The organism is Microcystis wesenbergii NRERC-220 (assembly GCF_032027425.1).
GTDB classification, from domain to species: Bacteria; Cyanobacteriota; Cyanobacteriia; order Cyanobacteriales; family Microcystaceae; genus Microcystis; species Microcystis wesenbergii_A.
Genome location: NZ_JAVSJA010000001.1, coordinates 4,481,543 through 4,500,287, shown reverse-complemented (window position 1 = coordinate 4,500,287; position 18,745 = coordinate 4,481,543). Strand labels below are relative to the sequence as shown.

The window sequence follows — 18,745 nt, the reverse complement described above, 5'->3', positions numbered from 1 at the left end:
ACCCGAATCTCTCTAAGGTAGAAATGTTAGACAGTTTAAGTGTGCTTAATTTTTATAGCCTCGCTTCCCTGGAAGTGGGACAACACTGGTACTGGCACATCGGCGGACTAAAAATTCACGGGCAAGTGATCGCGGTCTCCTGGATCGTCTTCGCTATCTTAATCATCGCCTCGATCGCCGCTACCCGCAAAATCCAGAAAGTCCCTAGCGGTATTCAAAACCTCATGGAGTACGTTCTGGAATTTCTGCGCGATTTAGCCAAAAACCAGCTAGGAGAAAAGGAATATCGACCCTGGTTGCCCTTCATCGGCACCCTATTTTTATTTATTTTCGTTTCTAACTGGTTAGGGGCCTTGATTCCTTGGAAGTTAATCGAACTGCCCGAAGGAGAATTAGCCGCCCCCACTAACGACATCAATACCACGGTGGCGTTAGCCCTACTGACTTCCCTCGCCTACTTCTACGCAGGCATCAGTAAAAAAGGACTCGGTTACTTCGCTCACTACCTAGAGCCGATTCCCGTGCTATTACCGATCAAAATTTTAGAAGACTTTACCAAACCCCTCTCCCTCAGCTTCCGTCTTTTCGGAAACATCCTCGCGGACGAGTTGGTAGTGGCCGTATTAGTCTTCCTTGTCCCCCTAGTCGTACCCCTACCCCTGATGGCTCTCGGTTTATTTACCAGCGCTATCCAGGCCCTTGTCTTCGCCACCCTTGCTGGGGCCTATATCCATGAGGCCCTGGAATCGGAACACGAAGAAGAACACGCTTAAAAGCGAGGGACGAAAACAGAAAAATTTCTTAGGAAAAAGTGTCCAAATAATAGGATAATAACTAAGAAATTATTGGTCGAATTCAGGATGAGCAACTGAATTCTAGGATCGTTCTTTCCCAAAAACTCTTTCGGGAGTTTTGAGCAGAAAACCAGCCATTTTTTGAGGCTGAGAACGCGCTCTGTAAACAACAGATTGAAATTGATTAGTAAATAGAGGAAAAAATCACCATGAACCCCACAGTAGCTGCCGCTTCCGTTATCGCCGCCGCCCTCGCCGTTGGTTTAGCCGCTATCGGCCCCGGTGTTGGTCAAGGTACCGCTTCTGGAGAAGCTGTTTCCGGTATCGCCCGTCAACCCGAAGCTGAAGGAAGAATTCGTGGTACCCTTCTCCTCAGCTTGGCATTCATGGAATCCTTAACCATCTACGGTTTGGTTATCGCTCTCGTTTTACTGTTCGCTAACCCCTTCGCCTAATTAAAAAAGCAGTGGGCTATCAGCCCCCAGTCCCCAGCTTGGCAGCGGAGTTTTCAAAACTCTCAAAAAACGCCCAAGCAGCCAACTAAAAAATCTAGTTTTTGGGACGGAAGGCTGATAGCTAATTAAGGGAATTTTAGTGATTCCCCCTGACTGTTTATTGTTAAATCAGGGGGATCGTCTTCCTTTTTTGAACCTGCCTATAGCTTCTATTTATCAGGAATAAATCAATGTTTGATTTCGATGCCACCCTGCCAGTGATGGCACTACAGTTTATTCTTTTGGCAGTGATCCTGAACGCCGTTTTTTATAAACCCCTCAGTAAAGTTTTAGATGAACGGGCGGAGTATATTCGGCAAACGGAAGGCGGAGCCAAAGAACAACTAGCCAAAACCGAAGCACTGGTACAAGAGTACGAATTGCAATTAAGTTCAGCGCGTAAACAATCCCAAGAGATTATCGCCCAAGCGCAAGCCGAGGCCCAAAAACTAGCCAGCGAACGAGTTGCCGCAGCCCAAAAAGAAGCGATCGCTCGTAAAGAAGCCGTCGCCGCCGAAATTGCCCAACAGAAAGAAGAAGCCTTTCGTTCTCTAGAAGGACAAGTGGCCTCTCTTTCCCGTCAAATTCTCGAAAAACTCCTCGGCCCCGAACTCGTTCGCTAAACCCCAGCCATTGGTTAATAACAGTGATCAGTAAAAAGATAGAACTCAGTCATCAGGAGTTAGAAGACTGGAAACTTACCTCCGATAACTGATAACTGAACAACCTACTCCCCGCCCTCAATAATCATGATCATCGACACAATTTTATTATTAGCCACGGAGGCGAAGGAAGCGGCAGCAGAGGGATTCGGCATCAACACCGATATCTTAGGAACTAACCTATTTAACCTCTCGATTCTGCTCGGTTTAGTCATCTTCTACGGCCGCAAAGTTCTCGGACAAATCCTCGGAGAACGTCAGTCGAAGATTGCTGAAGCTTTAGCCGAAGCTGAAAACCGGAAAAATATTGCCGCTACCGCCCTCGCCGAAGAACAGAAAAAACTCGCCCTGGCAAAACAAGAGGCGGAAAAAATTATCGATAACTCTCGATCTAGAGCTAAAGCTGTCACCGCCGACATCGCCGCCCAAGCCGAACTCGATATTCAAAGAATGCGCGAAAGTGCCGCTAAAGATCTCTCGGCGGAACAGGATCGCGTTTTAGTAGAATTACGCCAAAGAATTACCGCTTTAGCCTTAGCTAATGTGGAATCCCAATTAAGCGCCGGCCTGGAAGAATCGGTACAACAAACCCTAATTGATCGCAGTTTGGCCAACCTAGGAGGTAAATAGATGCAGGGAAGTTTAATCAGTTCAGAAATCGCCGAACCCTACGCCCAAGCATTACTTTCCGTCGCCCAAAGCAGCGGACAATTAGAAGCGATCGGCGGCGAAATTAAATCCCTCTTAGAATTGTTGGAAAATGCCCCCGATCTAAGAGCTTTTATCGGCAATCCCGTCATCAAAGAAGAAGCTAAAAAAGCCGTTCTTTCCCAAGTAATGGGGAGCAGCGCCAACCCCTATTTAACTAACTTCATGATGTTATTGGTCGATAAACGTCGGATTCAATTTTTAGAACCCGTTTGTCAACAATATCTCACCCTGGCTAGAGTGCTGACTAACACCGTTTTAGCGGAAGTTTCCTCGGCCACCGAATTGAACGATAGCCAAAAACAAATCGTCATCGACAAAGTGAAAACCCTAACCGGGGCAAATGTGGTCGAACTGAAAACTAAAGTTGATGCCAGCCTCATCGGTGGTGTGGTGATCAAAGTCGGTTCTCAGGTCTTTGATGCCAGCATTCGCGGTCAACTACAACGCCTCAGCCTCTCCCTGCGCTAAGGTCATCTAATCTCCCTTTTTTGCCGTTTTTTCACCTCCCAATTTTTTACCTTTTCCCAGATTAAACTATGGTAGCTATCAGACCCGACGAAATTAGCACGATTATTCGTCAACAGATCGAATCCTATAACCAAGAAGTACAGGTCTCCAACGTGGGAACCGTCCTACAAGTAGGTGACGGTACTGCCCGCATCTACGGCCTACAACAGGCCATGTCGGGAGAACTATTAGAATTTGAAGATGGAACCGTCGGTATCGCCCTTAACCTCGAAGAAGATAACGTCGGCGCGGTGTTAATGGGTGACGGTTTCGGGATCAAAGAAGGCGGTACGGTGAAAGCTACCGGTAAAATCGCTCAGGTTCCCGTGGGTGAAGCCTTAGTCGGCCGCGTGGTTGATGCTCTCGGTCGTCCCATCGACGGGAAAGGGGACATCCTCGCCAGCGAAACCCGTCTGGTGGAATCCCCCGCCCCCGGTATTGTCGCTCGCAAATCCGTCTGTGAACCGATGCAAACCGGCATTACCGCTATCGATGCCATGATTCCCGTCGGTCGTGGCCAACGGGAGTTGATTATCGGTGACAGAAAAACTGGTAAAACAGCGATCGCCATTGACACGATCATTAACCAGAAAAGCGAAGACGTGATCTGTGTCTATGTCGCCATCGGTCAAAAAGCCTCCACCGTCGCCCAAGTAATCGACACCCTCACCCAAAGAGGCGCCATGGATTACACCGTGGTGGTGGCCGCTAACGCTAACGACCCCGCCACCCTCCAGTATATCGCCCCCTACACCGGAGCTTCGATCGCCGAATACTTCATGTATAAAGGCAAAGCGACCCTAGTTATCTATGATGACCTCACCAAACAGGCTCAAGCTTATCGTCAGCTATCCCTGCTCATGCGTCGTCCTCCCGGTCGGGAAGCTTACCCCGGCGACGTTTTCTATCTCCACTCCCGTTTACTAGAACGTGCCGCTAAACTCAGCGATGCCCTCGGTGGTGGTAGCATGACCGCCCTGCCGATTATCGAAACCCAAGCCGGTGACGTTTCTGCCTACATTCCCACCAATGTAATTTCGATTACTGACGGTCAGATATTCCTCTCCACCGACCTCTTTAACGCTGGTTTCCGTCCCGCAATTAACGCTGGTATTTCCGTATCCCGCGTCGGTTCGGCGGCCCAAACGAAAGCAATGAAGAAAGTTGCTGGTAAATTAAAACTCGAATTAGCCCAGTTTGACGAATTAGAAGCTTTTGCTCAATTCGCTTCTGACCTTGATGCGGCCACCCAAGCACAACTCGCTCGCGGTCAACGTCTGCGTCAAATCCTGAAACAGCCCCAAAACTTCCCCCTCTCCGTTTGGGAACAGGTGGCGGTGGTTTATGCCGGTTTAAACGGTTATCTCGACGATATCGCCACCGATAAAGTTATCGATTTCTGCACCGGTTTACGCGAATACCTGAAAACCAGCAAACCTCGCTACGTTGAGATCGTCAGCACTGAAAAACAACTCAACGACGAAGCAGAAGGCCTGCTCAAAGATGGCATCAACGAGTACAAACAGGCTTTCAAGTAAACTTCTGTGAGCTTTAAGCTGTCAGCCTTTTCAGTTATCAGTGACCAGTAAACAGTGATCAGTAAACAGTGATCAGTAAACAATGAAAAGATGGCAAGAAACTGCTATTTAATACTGCTCACTTAACACATACTGCTCACTTAAAACTCCAATCTGATAACTGATAACTGATAACTGATAACTGATAACTGATGACTGATAACTGATAACTGATAACTGATAACTGATAACTGAATTATGCCTAATCTCAAAGCGATTCGCGACCAAATTCAATCGGTCAAAAATACCAAAAAAATTACTGAGGCCATGCGTCTGGTGGCGGCAGCAAAAGTGCGCCGCGCCCAAGAACAAGTTCTCTGTACCCGTCCTTTTGCCGATGCCCTCGCTCAGGTACTTTATAATCTTCAAGGTCGTTTAGCCTTTAGTGATGTTAATTTACCCCTGCTGGCCCAACGGGAAGTAAAAACCGTGGCTCTGTTGGTAGTCACAGGAGATCGAGGCCTTTGTGGCGGTTATAATACTAACGTCATCCGTCGTGCCGAACAACGGATGAATGAATTAAAAGAGCAAGGGATTAACTATCAATTAGTTATTGCCGGCCGGAAAGCGGCACAGTATTTCGAGCGCCGCAATGCTCCCATTGCCGCTAAATTTATTAACCTCGAACAGATTCCCACTGCTGATGAAGCTGGCACTATTGGGGATGAATTGCTTTCCTTATTTTTATCGGAAACAGTTGATCGCGTCGAGTTGGTTTATACTCGTTTTATCTCCTTGATCAGTGCCACTCCGGTGATTCAAACCCTGTTACCTTTAACTACCCAAGGTTTAGCGGTACAGGATGACGAGATTTTCCGTTTGGTGACTAAAGAGGGAAAATTTAAGGTACAACGGGAAAAAATGGCCAGCCAACCAGCGCAGGTTTTTCCCCAAGACATGATTTTTGAGCAGAATCCGGTCCAAATCCTGGATTCTCTCCTACCTTTGTACTTAAATAACCAATTACTGCGCGCCCTCCAGGAATCGGCAGCTAGTGAATTAGCAGCCCGGATGACGGCGATGAGTAACGCCAGCGAGAACGCCAGCGAGTTAATTGGGACTTTAAGCCGTACCTACAACAAAGCGCGTCAAGCCGCTATTACCCAAGAATTGTTAGAAGTAGTAGCGGGGGCAAACGCTCTCTAGATTTAAGCCAGTTTTTCTTGTGATTATCAGTAGGAGTGATTATTTTCACTCCTTTTTTTTATATTAGCTGGCGTAATACTAAATCCGGTTATTAAAAACTGATTATCTATTCCTCCTAAGTATCTAAGCACAATTAATTACACATCTAAGCCACTACTCCGTCAGACTTCTGATGTGAGGAAACAGTGAACTGAAAACTCAAATCCGATCCCTAATAGCTGTATCCCGTCTCCCGTCTCCCGTCTCCCGTCTCCCGTCTCCCGTCTCCCGTCTCCTGACGACCGTCTCCGTTCGGACCTCGGCGTGAGCTTTTGTCGAACGCAAAAGCTCACGGCCGAAGCCTGTCTCCTGTCTCGACTAGGAAATTAATTTTGCACGACTACTTATTGCCTATTGCCTATTGCCTATTGCCTATTGCCTATTGCCTATCCTGATATGTAGCCTATACTCAACGGATTTGGTATTAGATAGCCGTGGTTTAGACTTCTCAGGCCAGAATTAGGTTCAAATGGAGTCAGGGCAATCCCTTTTTTGACATCTTCTGGCCCCTTGAAAAGCCCCATCTCATCCTGTATTGTAAGTCAGCGTAAGGACGATAAATGTCAATCTATAAACCTAAATCCTAAACTATAATCATTACCCGATCGCCCGGTATTGGAGGGACAAAACAACTCGTGAGTATAACTGATTTAATCCAAAAAGGCGGAGTGGCCATGTGGCCGCTGCTTTTTCTGTCTATTTTAGCTCTTAGCACTATTATCGAACGAATTTGGTTTTGGAGTCGCACCCTCCTCAGTGAAGGCCAGATTTTAAACCGGATTATGGAATCGGCCATCCGTAATTGGGATTTGGCGACAAAAGTCGCCAGAGATTCCCGCAATCATCCCATTGGTAGTTATCTTTATGCACCTCTTCGCTTAGAAAATCCAGATCCAGAGGTTTTTCACTTTGCCCTCGAATCGGCTGCCGATGAACAGTTATCCCTAATGAAACGGGGCGATAAAATCCTTGAGGCAGTCATCGCCCTTTCCCCCCTGTTAGGATTATTAGGGACGGTACTCGGTTTAATTACCTCTTTGGCCAATATTCAATTAAGTGACCTGGGAACTTCCTCTACAGCTGGGGTAACTTTAGGTATTAGTGAAGCTTTAATTTCCACCGCTACCGGCTTAATTGTCGCTATTTTTAGCCTCGCTTTCTATCGCATTTTTCAGGGACTCTGGTTCAATCAAGCTAGAATTTTTCGCAAGGCCGGCAGTGATTTAGAAATTATCTACCGTCAACGTTGGCTAGATGGAGAAGACCAACAATACGCCCTCAGTGCTAACCTAGAAAAACCGCTCGATCGCTAAATCTCTCCCTTATCAGCCATGGCCGAAACTAAAATCCAGCAACCCAAAACAACAAAAAGCAGCCATATTACGGCTCGTCCCCTGAAATTATGGCATGATCAACACCGCATTCAAGAGGATGTGCAGGTTAATATCATTCCTCTGATCGATGTAATTTTCTGTATTCTCACTTTCTTTATTCTCGGTGCAGTGGGATTATCTCGGCAACAGGCGATCAGCCTCGATTTACCGAAAGCTAGTACCGCCACCACCCCGATGCGGGAAATGTTGGTGGTTAGTCTCGATGATTTCGGACAACTCTACGTCGAAAAGCAGATGGTGACTCGCCCCCAGTTATTCGAGGCAATCAAGAATTATCATCAATATAGTCCCAATGGACTGATGGTACTGAATGCCTCCAGAAATGCCAGTTATAACGAAGTGGTAGGGGTTTTAGACCTGCTGCGACAGGTGGGCGGCGATCGCGTGGCTTTAGCGACTCTATCGGGGGAGGCTAACAATCCCACCCTGGAAAATAGCAATCCTTTGCCCAATTTGCCGACTAATCCCACCTCACCCGGTTTACCCAATCCTCTGGGCAGAAATTAACTAGGAATGGATGCGATAGCTGAGTAATTGTTCTTCGAGAGCAGCAATGCGATTGTAGGCCGCCGTCAATTGTGCCGTTAATCGGCGAATTTGGATTTCATCGGAAAAAGAATTTTCTCCATTGACAGCCGGGGATTGTTTGCCACCGTGATCTCGGAGAATATCTTTATGATCGTAGAGGCTATTATCGGATAACTCGGAAAAACCGACCATTTCCAAAGATTCACGCGGAGAACGACTCGATTTATCCCCAGCTAGGATAGCAATTTGCCGGCTGAGGCTCTCGACAATATCCTGTAGATGATCGACTTTCCGATCAAGACTGATAATCTGTTGTTGTAGTCCATTCATGCAATTACCTGGGTATAAAGGAGGCTTCCCCTCTATGCTAGGCTCTGGAGGAAATGGACTATGACAATTTATGATTGATTTAACGATTCCTTTACTGCCCTTAACTAATCTTAATAGATTGGCAGAGTCAACCAGCCATAGCACTTCTAAGTATATCTGGCTGCATAAATCTAAAAACCTTGTTGGGTAAGACTTTTAGACCTTTTGTCAATCAAAAAGTACCGGACATGGGAGTGATCGGGGGGAAAATTCAGGGACTTTTTCCCTGAAAATTAGGTAATTGACCCCCTCAAAATCGCTAAAACCCCACACCCGTTCGGCTGAGCTCACGGCCGAAGCCCACACCCCACACCCTACCCCCACGAAAAACTTTTTCAGCCAACCCTAAGTAGGGAGGCACAATTATTTGTAGGATGGGTTAGCGGTAGCGTAAACTATGCGGGCGTTGGGTTTCATACTTCAACCCAACCTACGTTTAACTAATCTTAATATATTGCCAGAGTCAACCAGCTGCAGCCAATAGCACTTCTATCAGAAATTAAGGTAAGCTGTTGAGCGGTAAGCCTCGATTTTAAGGAACTAAATATGTTTAAAAATTGGTCTTTCGACGATTGGATGAATCATATCCTTTTTCTGGCTACAATTGTGGCTTTGTTGACGATTTGGCTGGGTAGATAAATATAAAACTATTTTTCTTTCCTCGCTTTGCCGAAAATTTGGGTTTAAGTTTCCCCGTCCATTTTACGGCTCTCTTAGGTTTGGTGGGTAAAATGTATTCTAAGATACAGTCTTGCTGGCGAGTGCGTGGAACGAACCACAAAGGCACAAAGGACACAAAGATTGATCGCTTCTATATCAGTTAAACTGATCACACAAAGAATAAGAGAGCCATTTTACGGCAGGGAGTGTCAAAATAAGAAACAAAACCCTCAGCGATCGATATGACTGACTCAATCCCAAAAATTTGTATTCTCGGTGGTGGTTTTGGTGGACTCTATACTGCTTTACGTTTGAGTCAATTGCCTTGGCCCGATCAACACCCCCCTCAAATTACCTTAATTGATAAAAACGATCGCTTTTTATTTTCTCCCCTTCTCTACGAATTAGTCACCTCAGAACTGCAATCCTGGGAAATTGCTCCCCCTTTCAGCGAATTGCTCGCTAATACCCCCGTTGACTTCCAACAGGGAACCGTCACGGCGATCGATGTTAATAATCATAAAATAACCCTTGACAATCAAAACGATATATGCTACGACCGCCTCGTGATCGCCCTCGGTGGTCAATCTTCCCTTGACTTCCTACCCGGGGCCAGAACCCACGCTATCCCCTTTCGTAGTCTAGAGGATGCCTATCGTCTTCGGGATCGACTCAAAACCCTAGAACAATCCGATCGCGATAAAATTCGGGTCGCCATTATCGGGGGCGGTTATAGCGGCGTAGAATTAGCCTGTAAGCTGGCCGATCGCCTCGGAGAAAGGGGAAGAATTCGTCTGATCGAAAGAAATAGCGATATTCTCGGACCTTCAACCCAATTTAACCGCGACACCGCCAAAAAAGCCCTAGAAAAACGTCTGGTTTGGTTAGACCTAGAAACCACCGTCGCCGATATCCAAGCGGATCGCCTCTCCCTTGACTACAAGGGACAGATAGACAATATCCCCGTTGATCTAATTCTCTGGACCGTTAGTCCGATCGCCTCCCCACTGCTCGCTAATTTGCCTTTAGCACATAATGAGCGCAAATTACTAAAAGTTAATCAATATTTACAAACTGTCGAAAACCCCAGTATCTACGCGATCGGCGATGCGGCCGATAGTCGCGATCAAGAGGATAAACCCTACGCTGCCACGGCCCAGGTCGCCCTTCAACAGTCCGACTACTGCGCTTGGAATATTTGGGCGAGTTTCCACGATAAACCAGCTTTACCCTTCCGTTATCAACCTTTAGGCGAAATGTTGACCCTCGGAGTCGATGAAGCTACCATTAGCGGTTTAGGACTAGAATTAGCCGGTCCCCTTGCCCATCTTACCCGTCGCTTAGTCTATCTCTACCGTCTGCCCACCCTCAACCATCAAATCGCCGTAGCATTCAACTGGATTACCCAACCGCTTCTATCCCTCATTTCTGAGTAACAGTTGCAGGGACAGAGGATAATTAAAGTGACTTTTTTTACTCTAGTTACTTGTCCCTTCGACTGCTATATTGGCTGTATCAATTACCCTCCTAATTTACCGAAATTTTGGGTTAAAGCCCCGTCCTTTTAGGACGGCTTTTTAAACTATATCTTGTTAACTTAACTTTTATTGTGCTATAGCGGGTTTCAGTTGAATGAGGTACAGCATGGATGACTAGGTAGGCTCTTTAAAAGGGGTATCGCAATAGCAACAATGGGTAAACCAGTGATGGATGTCTCGCAATGTAATCTGACTAAAGGCTTGAACGAGCGCTTTTTCTAGATCAGCATAGGTACGAGGTGACATAGAACGAATCAGTATTTTCACTTTCGACCAACAGTTTTCAATGGGAGAAAAATCGGGAGAATAGGGAGGTAAAAACTCCAGTCTAGCACCGACTTCTTGAAGAATTGGTTCGAGGGTTTCTTTTTGATGAATCGAAGCATTATCCATTAATACACAAGCTCCTTTCCACAAGTTTGGAACTAATAATGTAGCAATAAATGCTTCAAATATTAAACCATTTGCGGCTCCAAATACATTGATAAAAGCCAGCAAGCCTTTGAGCGCTATCGCTCCAATTATCGTGACGTTTTTTCCTCGGTTTAACGGAACTGAATCATACACTCTCTGACCTTTTTCAGCCCTGCCATAAAGTCTTGTCATCCCTAGATTAGAGCCAGACTCGTCAACGAAAACCAAATCTTCCGCTCTAACATCTCGGATTTTCTCCCAATATTCTTCTCTTAATTTTTGCACTCTTTCCGTGTCTCTTTCCCTAGGGTGTAAGCTTTTTTTTTTTGAGTTAAATTTAGCCGTTTTAAAATTCTACTGATTGTTGAGTTACTCACCACCGTCTGTGTTTTTTCCTCAATTTGTTTTCTTAACTCGTCTAAGGTGGCATCTTTCTTTTCTTGGACTAAATCGCCCAGCAAGATAATTTCGTCGCTCTTAAGCTTGAGTTTTTGTCCTCCACCATGCGGTCGGGGATTTAGATTTCCTGTTTCACGCCACTGCTTGATTAGTTTCTGGATAAAGCTTAAAGCTACTCTAAATCTTTTGGCTAACTCACGTTGTGAGAGGTTATTCTCCTCGTAGGTCTCGATGATCTTTTGTCGCAAGTCTAAAGAATAGGGCTTCATCGGGTCGTGGCTCCTGCCTAGGTCTATAATTTATTGTCCTCTTCTATTGTACCTCATGCAAGTGCATACCGCTATATACTGATTTTGTCTAAGTCCCCCCTGCGTAAAATGTTTGTCTTAGAGTTTAAAGTTAAAGCTAAAACTCAACAGTATCAAGCCATAGACGATGCTATTCGTACTGCTCAATTCATCCGTCACAAATGTGTAAGGTTATGGATGGATACAAAAGGTACGGGTAAGAACGATTTATACCGATATTCTCAAGAATTAGCTCAGGACTTTAAATTTGCCGATGAACTTAATTCAACTGCTAGACAGGCAAGTGCTGAACGTGCTTGGAGTTCAATTAGTCGTTTTTACGACAACTGTAAACGTAAAGTATCAGGCAAAAAGGGGTATCCTCAATTTAAAAAATCTCGCTCTGTTGAATACAAACAATCAGGATGGAAGCTTCTTAGCCCTAAAACTGTTAAGTTCACTGACAAGAAAAACATTGGTGTTCTTAAGTTGGTAGGAACTTGGGATTTAGGGTACTTTCAAGAATCCGATATTAAACGGGTTAGGTTGATTCGGAGAGCGGACGGTTATTATTGTCAATTTGTCCTTTCTTGTGACGTTAAAGAAGATGTTAAACCATCAGGTAAGTGTATTGGCTTAGATGTAGGTTTGGCTTCTTTCTATACAGATCACAATGGCGACAAGGTTGATAATCCTCAATTCTTGAGAAAGTCTGAGAAACGATTAAAACGACTTCAAAGGCGATTATCTAAAAAGAAAAAGGGAAGTAAAAATCGTCAAAAAGCTAGACAAAGATTAGCTAAAGCTCACCTTAAAGTAAGTAGGCAACGTAAAGACTTTGCTGTGAAATTAGCAAGGCTTCGGCCGTGAGCTCAGCCGAACGGTGCGTAGTTCACTCTAGCGATGTGATAGCCTACGAGGATTTAAGAGTTAAGAACTTAGTCAAGAATCATTGTCTAGCTAAATCGATCAATGATGCGGCCTGGTATCAGTTTCGGGAATGGATAGAGTATTTTGGGGTTAAATTCGGCAAGATAACGATTGCTGTCTCACCGAATTATACAAGCCAAAACTGTTCAAACTGTGGTGAAATTGTTAAGAAATCTTTATCGACTAGAACCCATCAGTGTAAATGTGGGTGTGTTTTAGATAGGGATGAAAACGCCGCTATCAATATCCTTAAAAAAGGGTTAAGTACCGTAGGGCATACGGGAACTTTCGGGCTAGATCCGATAAACGCTTGGGGAGAGAATACCTCTACTTTTTCAGAAGCGATTCTGTCTAAGCAAGTAATCTCTTTGAACCAAGAATCCCCGTCGCTTTAGCGCGGGGAGTGTCAAAAAACAATTATGAGCATTAAAAGCCGGCTGAAAAATTTGATTCATGAATTGAGTCTTCAGACTTACAAGAAAGTTTCCCCCGATTCCTTCCCTGCTGGTTGGGATGTGGCCTCAGATATAGAAAGAATTTGTCATCACCAGCAACCAAGGATTATTTTTGATGTCGGGGCCAATATTGGACAAACAGGTAGTTACTTTCATCAAAAATTTCCTCAAGCTGATATTCTTTGTTTCGAGCCAATCAAGGAAACTTTTGCCCAATTATCTCAAAAATTTGCTGATAATCAGCGAATTCGCTGTTTTCCGATCGCTTTAGGCGAGCAACCTTCAGAAAAAACAATTATCTTAAACTCTAATTCTCAAAAAAACTCCCTCACCGATGCCTTAAACCGGCCCATAGGCGAGAATCAAGGCCAATCCACCGACAAAACAGAAGCAATTACAATTGATAGCTTAGATAATTTTTGTCAAGCTCAGGGGATAGATAGGATAGACCTGCTTAAAATGGATACAGAGGGTTATGAGCTACAGGTTTTAGCTGGAGCAACCAATTTTCTAGAAGAGAGAAAAATTGCCATGATTCTTTCAGAAGTTGGGTTTCGTCCCTCCGATTTTCGCCATACATTTTTTACAAAAATTTACGACCAATTGTATCAAAAAGGCTTTCGTTTTAATGGTCTATACGATTTATCCTATTGGTCTCCCTATCCCTATGAAGGACTAATTTACTGTAACGCTTTATTCGTCAATGCCAATCTGATCAAAAATCGCTTTTACTAAGAATCTGGCCAAGAACAAAGATATTCCTCCACTAACAAACTATCTCGATCGGTCAATTCCTGACCATCGAGACGGTTTAAAAGCATTACTGCGCCAAATAACTGATTATTAACCCTAATTGGCACAGCTAAAGCCGTTTTTATCCCCAAAGCCACCGCTATATCCTGACGAATGCGATTATCTCCTAGGGTTTGTCCCACCACCACCGGACAACTACCCTGGTAAACCACCGTACACAATCCCGACGTGGCAATATCACCCCTTTTGCCGACAATTGCCCCGGTGTTTTTACCCGCACCCGCGCAATAATCAATACTATCACCGTCAAATAGGGCAATGATAACCGTTTCTGTTGGAATTAAACCTAAAATTTCTTCAGCCAAGCGATCGAGATTAGTTAATTTTTCCATAATGGGTTAGGGGTTGAGGAAATAGAGTGTTATACTCAAAAAAACAGCAATTCATTAACTTTAGTCTATAGTTTGTGAACTGAAGTCACTAACCCCGCCCTAAAAGGGACGGAGCTTGCCTAAACCAATTTAGGCGACGCAAGTAGAGACTACCGCACCGAGACACAATCTGGCACAGACTTCCGAATGCTTCCCTAGTTCGGATTCCCTCTCAGCTTTATTGGTAAAGCGTTGTTAGACAAGACATCTTGATTGTGTTGCGGTAAGGGACATTAACTTCACTCTTAAGGATTATCTCCATGGCAAGAGTTCCTGTTATCTCAAAAGACGGAAAACCGTTAATGCCCACCAAACCTAGTCGGGCCAGACGGTGGATTAAGGAAGGAAAAGCTATCGGTAAATTCAACGACTTAGATATTTTCTATGTCCAGCTAACCGATGAACCTTCCGATAGTAAAACCCAACCGATTGCTATTGGTATTGACCCGGGTAAATTATTCTCTGGAATTGGCGTTCAATCCTCTCTTTTTACTCTTTGGAAGGCTCACTTAGAACTTCCTTTTAAACGAGTAAAAGAGCGCATGGACAATAGACGGTTAATGCGAAGAGGACGTAGAAAAAGACGGATTAACCGCCAACTTTCTTTTAATCTAAGAGCGCATCGACAAAAACGATTCTCAAATAGAAGAACAGGAAAATTAGCTCCCTCAATCAGAGCTAATCGTCAACGTCTCGACTTCGCTCGACGTTGACCCTGAGCGAAGCCGAAGGGTCAACTTGAACTTCGAGTCGTTTCCGAACTAACCAAAATCTATCCAATTACCGATATTTACTTTGAGTACATCAAAGCCGATATTGATCTAACTTCTGGTAGAAAAGGAGCTAAGTCTGGAAAAGGTTTCTCGTCGGTTATGGTCGGACAGAAATGGGCTATTGAGCAACTATCTCAATTGGCAACAGTCCATACTCGCTTTGGTTGGCAAACCTCTAATCTTAGAAAACATTTGCGACTAGAAAAGTCCAAAAATAAAGCAGAACAATCACCAGAAAGTCATGCTAACGATGGAATTGCTCTTGCCTGTTTTCAGTTTTTAGATTATTGGCCATTTCATGCTTCTAATAGTCATGGATACGATTGGAAGGGTTCTGTTAAAGTAACGAACGCTCCCTTTGCTGTCATCAAACGTCCTCCTATTAGTCGTCGTCAACTTCACCTGATGGTTTTTTCTAAAGGTGGTAAACGACGTAAATATGGTGGCTCTACCACAAGACATGGGTTCCGTAAAGGAGATTTAGTTTCTTCTCCCAAAGGGATTGGTTATGTAAGTGGAGATACCGAAAAACAGCTATCTGTAAGCGATACCAGTTGGAAACGATTGGGACAGATAGCTGTTAGTAAGATTCAGTTAATTCGTCGTTCTAACGGTTTAATTGTTTCTCGCTAACTCATATAAAGCTGCCCTCCGCTATCGCTAAAGGGCGGGGTTTCAGACCCATTTTTTCGATGAAAGATAACACCCCCAAAGTAAAAAGTCTCAAATCTTATCTTCAGCATTTGCCTCAAAGTGCGTCTGAAGCGATTGTTAGCACAAACTTTGCACCTTACCTGATATCATATTTAGGATTTTCAACCACGGAGATAATTCCACAGTACGACACGGGAGGCGGTGGGATTACCGACTTTGCCACTCGGAGAAACCTAGGAAACGATATTTTTTTACAGACAAAGAGTAATCCTTTTCTGCTGATAGAGTTAAAGGGTAGAGAGATTAACCTAACTGAAAATAGTCCAAAGTATGCGTCAACTGTCAATCAGTTAAAGCGTCAGTTATTAGGGACTAACTGTAAAGCATCCCAATGGGGAATTATCACTAATAGTTTACACATCCAGTTATTTAGAAAACACGGTAAAACAATTTTTCCTGCTACTACTTGCATACAGCTAACCCCTGATAACATTGATGATACTATAGCTCTGATCAAGACAAAAATTGACAAGACTCCCAAAGCATTAACGGTTACTGTTTACAATAATAAAGGCGGTGTAGGCAAAACCACCACAACCATAAATCTTGCGGCTATTCTTGCTTTTTTAGGTAAAAAAGTTTTAGTTTTAGACTTTGATTTTAATCAACGAGATTTAACTAGCTCTCTCCTAAATATAAAACCACAAAATGGACTACTAGAAAAGGCTTTAACTGATAAGAATATTGATCTAAAATCAGTGATTATTCCTTATATTTTTAAAAATACAAAACTCCAAATCACCTTCGATGTTGTTCCTGCTGATCCTAAAATAGCAGGGCTGACGGAATTTGAATATCATTCTAAAATGAAAATATCCACTCTCCATAGAAAATTAGACTTAGCTAGATATGAATATGATTACATCTTTATAGATGCAGCTCCCAATTGGCGATTTACTAGCCAGCTGGCTGTTTATGCTGCCGATGTTGTCCTCTTACCCACAAAACATAACAATTCATTCTCCCTTAATAATGCAGCCACTGCCATCAAGGAGTTTCTGCCGGAAATGCAAAAATCAAAAAAAGATGGGACTCCCATAGCCTTACCAATTTTTTTCAACGGTGAGAAGATTACTCAACCACAGTTACAGCTTGCCCAAAAAGAAATTAATCAAATACTAAAAAATGACAAAAACCTTGTACCCTATTTTTATCCCAAACTCGCTCCTGCCAAAAAAGATTTACATATTCACCACCTGCCAGAATACGCTATTATAGCCAGTGCTGCTTTTGAGCGCGTGCCTGCCGTTTATAAACATATTTCCGTTTATTACTACTACCAAGACTTAGCAAAGGAGTATTTTTTACAATGATGGAATATACCGATATTGGTACTTTAAAGTATCTATACCTAGATGAAATAGAAATTACCAATGGGACCGATGCTGATAGTTTTTTAATTGAAGTTACTGCCAAACTATTACAGCAGACAGGTGGACGCAATTGGCTGCCTGTAATCGTCAAAGAATTATCAGAGGATCGCTATGAAGTTATCGGCAACTCATTTGTTTATGCTGTGGCTGAAAGGGCTGGACTAGAAAGAATTTGGTGTATTATTGCCGATGGAACAGAAGATGCTAGGAATATATCCAGAGTTTTGGCAAGAGAAGAAACCCCAAAACTAAATCTTTCAACAGCTTCAAGAGAAGAAATTAAATCTGCTTTACAGTTCTTAATTGAACAACCGAATAGCCCCCTAAAAACAGTTAAATTAGCTACTGCTACTGCTAGGATTGATGAGGCTCCCCGTCAATTCTGGAAGAGTTTAGACTCAATTGTTGCCCTCAAGTGTGGAATTACAAAAGGGAAGGGATTAGATTTACTCAAAACTGTCTTTTATCTCACTCCTCAACCAGTGATTGAGGAATTTTCAGAAGAAACTCTCAAACTCAAGACTGTTTCTGAATTAAAGACTCTAGCCAAAGAAAAGGGAATCGTTGGTTTAAGCAAGATGAAGAAAGCAGAGCTAGTCAGAATATTAGCGCAATAAGAAAAAGGATTATGAATTATGAATTATGAATTATGAGTTAGGAAGTGGGAAGTATTTTCAGTGAACAGTAAACAGTCGGGGTAGGGTTGATTCATGAATCAACCCTACCTTGAATCAACCCTACCTTGAATCAACCCTACCTTGAATCAACCCTAGAACGTAGGTTGGGTTGAAGCATGAAACCCAACGCCCGATCATGTTAGGCTACCGCTAACCCATCCTACAAATAATTGTGCCTCCCTACTTATAACAAATCACTCCAGTATCAATTATGAATTATGAGTTAGGAAGTGGGAAGTATTTTCAGTGAACAGTAAACAGTAATCAGTGAACTGAAAACTCACATCTGATAACTGATAACTGATAACTGATAACTGATTCAAGGCTGTCTCCTGTCTCCTGACTTACCCTTTCAGCAATAAATCGCTAATTTCCGACTGACAATGACCAATTAAACGATTAATCGCTTTTTTTCCTTGTTTACCTTGATAATCTGAGCGATCGCTTTCAGTAATTCGGTAGGGACGACCGATCGCCACCTTGACACGATGATAAAATACAACGGGATGCCAACCATCTTGATCGAATAAAGGTTCCGTGGTATCTAACCAGCGTAGCAAACGCACGGGAAAAGGACTAATAGCAGTTTCCGACTCAGAGAGAATAGCCACAGGTAAGACCGATAGATTCTCCACGGGACAACGCAGAGCTAAATGGGCAAATCCGCTTTGAAAACGGCTAATTTGACGAGGAGGAGTCAAATTTAACATCGGCGAGCCACCTTCTGGAAATAAACCGATCCATCGTCCGGACTGTAAAAAATCCGTTGCTTGCCGAAAAAAAGTCTGGTGGCGTTTTTCGGGGGTATCAAAGGGAAAACAGCCCAATTCTCCGATTAATTCCCGCAAAAGCGGCGTTTTTCCCATGTAGTGATGACAGGCGATCGGGAGAGTTTTGCCCAAAGCTTGAATTAAGATCGGCGCGTCCAAAAAGCTGCGATGGTTACTTACCACGATCGCCACTCCTTGGCTGGGTAGATTTTCTTGACCGACGGTAAACAGGCCCGTGCGTGTGGTATCAAGAATTAAACGAGAGGTAGATAGGGGGGTAAGCAGAGTCATAAAAAAAAAATCGGCCTTAAGATTGTTTTTATTGACTTAGACCACAATTAAAGGATAAA

General features: G+C 43.7%; 17 protein-coding genes and 3 pseudogenes. 15 read left to right on the top strand and 5 right to left on the bottom strand.

All coding sequences use genetic code 11. The features are described from left to right. Positions 1-23 precede the first annotated feature (23 nt). From atpB to RAM70_RS21780, 9 genes are all read left to right on the top strand, one after another. On the top strand, positions 24-773 hold the full coding sequence (atpB, locus tag RAM70_RS21820) for a F0F1 ATP synthase subunit A (protein WP_002739857.1): 750 nt from the start codon (positions 24-26) through the stop codon (positions 771-773). A gap of 230 nt (positions 774-1,003) precedes the next feature. Then, complete coding sequence (gene atpE, locus RAM70_RS21815) at positions 1,004-1,249, top strand: ATP synthase F0 subunit C (protein WP_002740068.1); 246 nt, start codon at positions 1,004-1,006, stop codon at positions 1,247-1,249. Positions 1,250-1,479: 230 nt separating this feature from the next. Further along, on the top strand, positions 1,480-1,911 hold the full coding sequence (locus tag RAM70_RS21810; protein ID WP_002769600.1) for a F0F1 ATP synthase subunit B': 432 nt from the start codon (positions 1,480-1,482) through the stop codon (positions 1,909-1,911). 126 nt (positions 1,912-2,037) lie between these two features. Then, a complete protein-coding gene (locus RAM70_RS21805) occupies positions 2,038-2,580 on the top strand; it encodes a F0F1 ATP synthase subunit B (protein ID WP_002800069.1) in 543 nt (180 codons plus the stop codon). Then, complete coding sequence (gene atpH, locus RAM70_RS21800) at positions 2,581-3,129, top strand: ATP synthase F1 subunit delta (protein WP_045360743.1); 549 nt, start codon at positions 2,581-2,583, stop codon at positions 3,127-3,129. A gap of 68 nt (positions 3,130-3,197) precedes the next feature. Continuing rightward, positions 3,198-4,706: a F0F1 ATP synthase subunit alpha gene (atpA, locus tag RAM70_RS21795; RefSeq protein WP_002750072.1), complete on the top strand. Its 1,509-nt coding sequence runs from the start codon at positions 3,198-3,200 to the stop codon at positions 4,704-4,706. A gap of 237 nt (positions 4,707-4,943) precedes the next feature. Beyond that, on the top strand, positions 4,944-5,891 hold the full coding sequence (locus RAM70_RS21790) for a F0F1 ATP synthase subunit gamma (protein WP_002739849.1): 948 nt from the start codon (positions 4,944-4,946) through the stop codon (positions 5,889-5,891). Positions 5,892-6,604: 713 nt separating this feature from the next. After that, a complete protein-coding gene (locus RAM70_RS21785) occupies positions 6,605-7,243 on the top strand; it encodes a MotA/TolQ/ExbB proton channel family protein (protein WP_080754329.1) in 639 nt (212 codons plus the stop codon). Positions 7,244-7,261: 18 nt separating this feature from the next. Beyond that, entirely contained in the window at positions 7,262-7,831 is a 570-nt protein-coding gene (locus RAM70_RS21780) for an ExbD/TolR family protein (RefSeq protein ID WP_045360745.1), read from the top strand. Here RAM70_RS21780 and RAM70_RS21775 read toward each other — a convergent pair whose 3' ends face one another. Continuing rightward, on the bottom strand, positions 7,832-8,182 hold the full coding sequence (locus tag RAM70_RS21775) for a hypothetical protein (protein WP_002793181.1): 351 nt from the start codon (positions 8,180-8,182) through the stop codon (positions 7,832-7,834). A gap of 941 nt (positions 8,183-9,123) precedes the next feature. Here RAM70_RS21775 and RAM70_RS21770 point away from each other — a divergent pair. Then, complete coding sequence (locus RAM70_RS21770; RefSeq protein WP_312675607.1) at positions 9,124-10,317, top strand: NAD(P)/FAD-dependent oxidoreductase; 1,194 nt, start codon at positions 9,124-9,126, stop codon at positions 10,315-10,317. A gap of 216 nt (positions 10,318-10,533) precedes the next feature. On the opposite strand, the pseudogene RAM70_RS21765 reads toward RAM70_RS21770, so the two are convergent. Both RAM70_RS21765 and RAM70_RS21760 read right to left on the bottom strand, forming a co-directional pair. Next, positions 10,534-11,121, bottom strand: a pseudogene (locus tag RAM70_RS21765) (IS630 family transposase); the annotation flags it as partial. After that, entirely contained in the window at positions 11,106-11,501 is a 396-nt protein-coding gene (locus RAM70_RS21760; RefSeq protein WP_312673188.1) for a helix-turn-helix domain-containing protein, read from the bottom strand. The gene RAM70_RS21760 and the pseudogene RAM70_RS21765, both read right to left, overlap by 16 nt. 108 nt (positions 11,502-11,609) lie before the next feature. On the opposite strand from RAM70_RS21760, the pseudogene RAM70_RS21755 reads away from it, so the two are divergent. Together RAM70_RS21755 and RAM70_RS21750 are read left to right on the top strand one after the other, a co-directional pair. Beyond that, positions 11,610-12,844 (top strand): annotated as a pseudogene (locus RAM70_RS21755) (RNA-guided endonuclease InsQ/TnpB family protein). Positions 12,845-12,868: 24 nt separating this feature from the next. Beyond that, positions 12,869-13,639, top strand: a complete 771-nt coding sequence (locus tag RAM70_RS21750; protein WP_312675606.1) for an FkbM family methyltransferase — start codon at positions 12,869-12,871, stop codon at positions 13,637-13,639. On the opposite strand, the gene RAM70_RS21745 is transcribed toward RAM70_RS21750, so the two are convergent. Further along, positions 13,636-14,049 carry a GAF domain-containing protein gene (locus tag RAM70_RS21745; protein WP_312675605.1) on the bottom strand — a complete coding sequence of 138 codons (414 nt, stop codon included), beginning with the start codon at positions 14,047-14,049 and terminating at the stop codon, positions 13,636-13,638. The genes RAM70_RS21750 and RAM70_RS21745 overlap by 4 nt on opposite strands. A gap of 299 nt (positions 14,050-14,348) precedes the next feature. Here RAM70_RS21745 and RAM70_RS21740 point away from each other — a divergent pair. From RAM70_RS21740 to RAM70_RS21730, 3 genes and pseudogenes are all read left to right on the top strand, one after another. Continuing rightward, a pseudogene (locus tag RAM70_RS21740) lies at positions 14,349-15,494 on the top strand (RRXRR domain-containing protein). 59 nt (positions 15,495-15,553) lie between these two features. Continuing rightward, entirely contained in the window at positions 15,554-16,888 is a 1,335-nt protein-coding gene (locus tag RAM70_RS21735) for an AAA family ATPase (RefSeq protein WP_312675603.1), read from the top strand. Further along, complete coding sequence (locus RAM70_RS21730; RefSeq protein WP_312675601.1) at positions 16,885-17,565, top strand: Rho termination factor N-terminal domain-containing protein; 681 nt, start codon at positions 16,885-16,887, stop codon at positions 17,563-17,565. Before RAM70_RS21735 ends, RAM70_RS21730 begins: the two co-directional genes overlap by 4 nt. 404 nt (positions 17,566-17,969) lie before the next feature. Here the strand turns inward: RAM70_RS21730 and RAM70_RS21725 are convergent, their stop codons facing one another. Further along, complete coding sequence (locus RAM70_RS21725) at positions 17,970-18,686, bottom strand: lysophospholipid acyltransferase family protein (protein WP_045360752.1); 717 nt, start codon at positions 18,684-18,686, stop codon at positions 17,970-17,972. Positions 18,687-18,745: the final 59 nt, after the last annotated feature.

What these genes read in the sequence shown, in the direction of transcription:
- atpB (WP_002739857.1), top strand. Translation starts at nt 24, where the DNA reads ATGTTAGACAGTTTAAGTGTGCTTAATTTTTATAGCCTCGCTTCCCTG.
- atpE (WP_002740068.1), top strand. Translation starts at nt 1,004, where the DNA reads ATGAACCCCACAGTAGCTGCCGCTTCCGTTATCGCCGCCGCCCTCGCC.
- RAM70_RS21810 (WP_002769600.1), top strand. Translation starts at nt 1,480, where the DNA reads ATGTTTGATTTCGATGCCACCCTGCCAGTGATGGCACTACAGTTTATT.
- RAM70_RS21805 (WP_002800069.1), top strand. Translation starts at nt 2,038, where the DNA reads ATGATCATCGACACAATTTTATTATTAGCCACGGAGGCGAAGGAAGCG.
- atpH (WP_045360743.1), top strand. Translation starts at nt 2,581, where the DNA reads ATGCAGGGAAGTTTAATCAGTTCAGAAATCGCCGAACCCTACGCCCAA.
- atpA (WP_002750072.1), top strand. Translation starts at nt 3,198, where the DNA reads ATGGTAGCTATCAGACCCGACGAAATTAGCACGATTATTCGTCAACAG.
- RAM70_RS21790 (WP_002739849.1), top strand. Translation starts at nt 4,944, where the DNA reads ATGCCTAATCTCAAAGCGATTCGCGACCAAATTCAATCGGTCAAAAAT.
- RAM70_RS21785 (WP_080754329.1), top strand. Translation starts at nt 6,605, where the DNA reads ATGTGGCCGCTGCTTTTTCTGTCTATTTTAGCTCTTAGCACTATTATC.
- RAM70_RS21780 (WP_045360745.1), top strand. Translation starts at nt 7,262, where the DNA reads ATGGCCGAAACTAAAATCCAGCAACCCAAAACAACAAAAAGCAGCCAT.
- RAM70_RS21775 (WP_002793181.1), bottom strand. Translation starts at nt 8,182, where the DNA reads ATGAATGGACTACAACAACAGATTATCAGTCTTGATCGGAAAGTCGAT.
- RAM70_RS21770 (WP_312675607.1), top strand. Translation starts at nt 9,124, where the DNA reads ATGACTGACTCAATCCCAAAAATTTGTATTCTCGGTGGTGGTTTTGGT.
- RAM70_RS21760 (WP_312673188.1), bottom strand. Translation starts at nt 11,501, where the DNA reads ATGAAGCCCTATTCTTTAGACTTGCGACAAAAGATCATCGAGACCTAC.
- RAM70_RS21750 (WP_312675606.1), top strand. Translation starts at nt 12,869, where the DNA reads ATGAGCATTAAAAGCCGGCTGAAAAATTTGATTCATGAATTGAGTCTT.
- RAM70_RS21745 (WP_312675605.1), bottom strand. Translation starts at nt 14,049, where the DNA reads ATGGAAAAATTAACTAATCTCGATCGCTTGGCTGAAGAAATTTTAGGT.
- RAM70_RS21735 (WP_312675603.1), top strand. Translation starts at nt 15,554, where the DNA reads ATGAAAGATAACACCCCCAAAGTAAAAAGTCTCAAATCTTATCTTCAG.
- RAM70_RS21730 (WP_312675601.1), top strand. Translation starts at nt 16,885, where the DNA reads ATGATGGAATATACCGATATTGGTACTTTAAAGTATCTATACCTAGAT.
- RAM70_RS21725 (WP_045360752.1), bottom strand. Translation starts at nt 18,686, where the DNA reads ATGACTCTGCTTACCCCCCTATCTACCTCTCGTTTAATTCTTGATACC.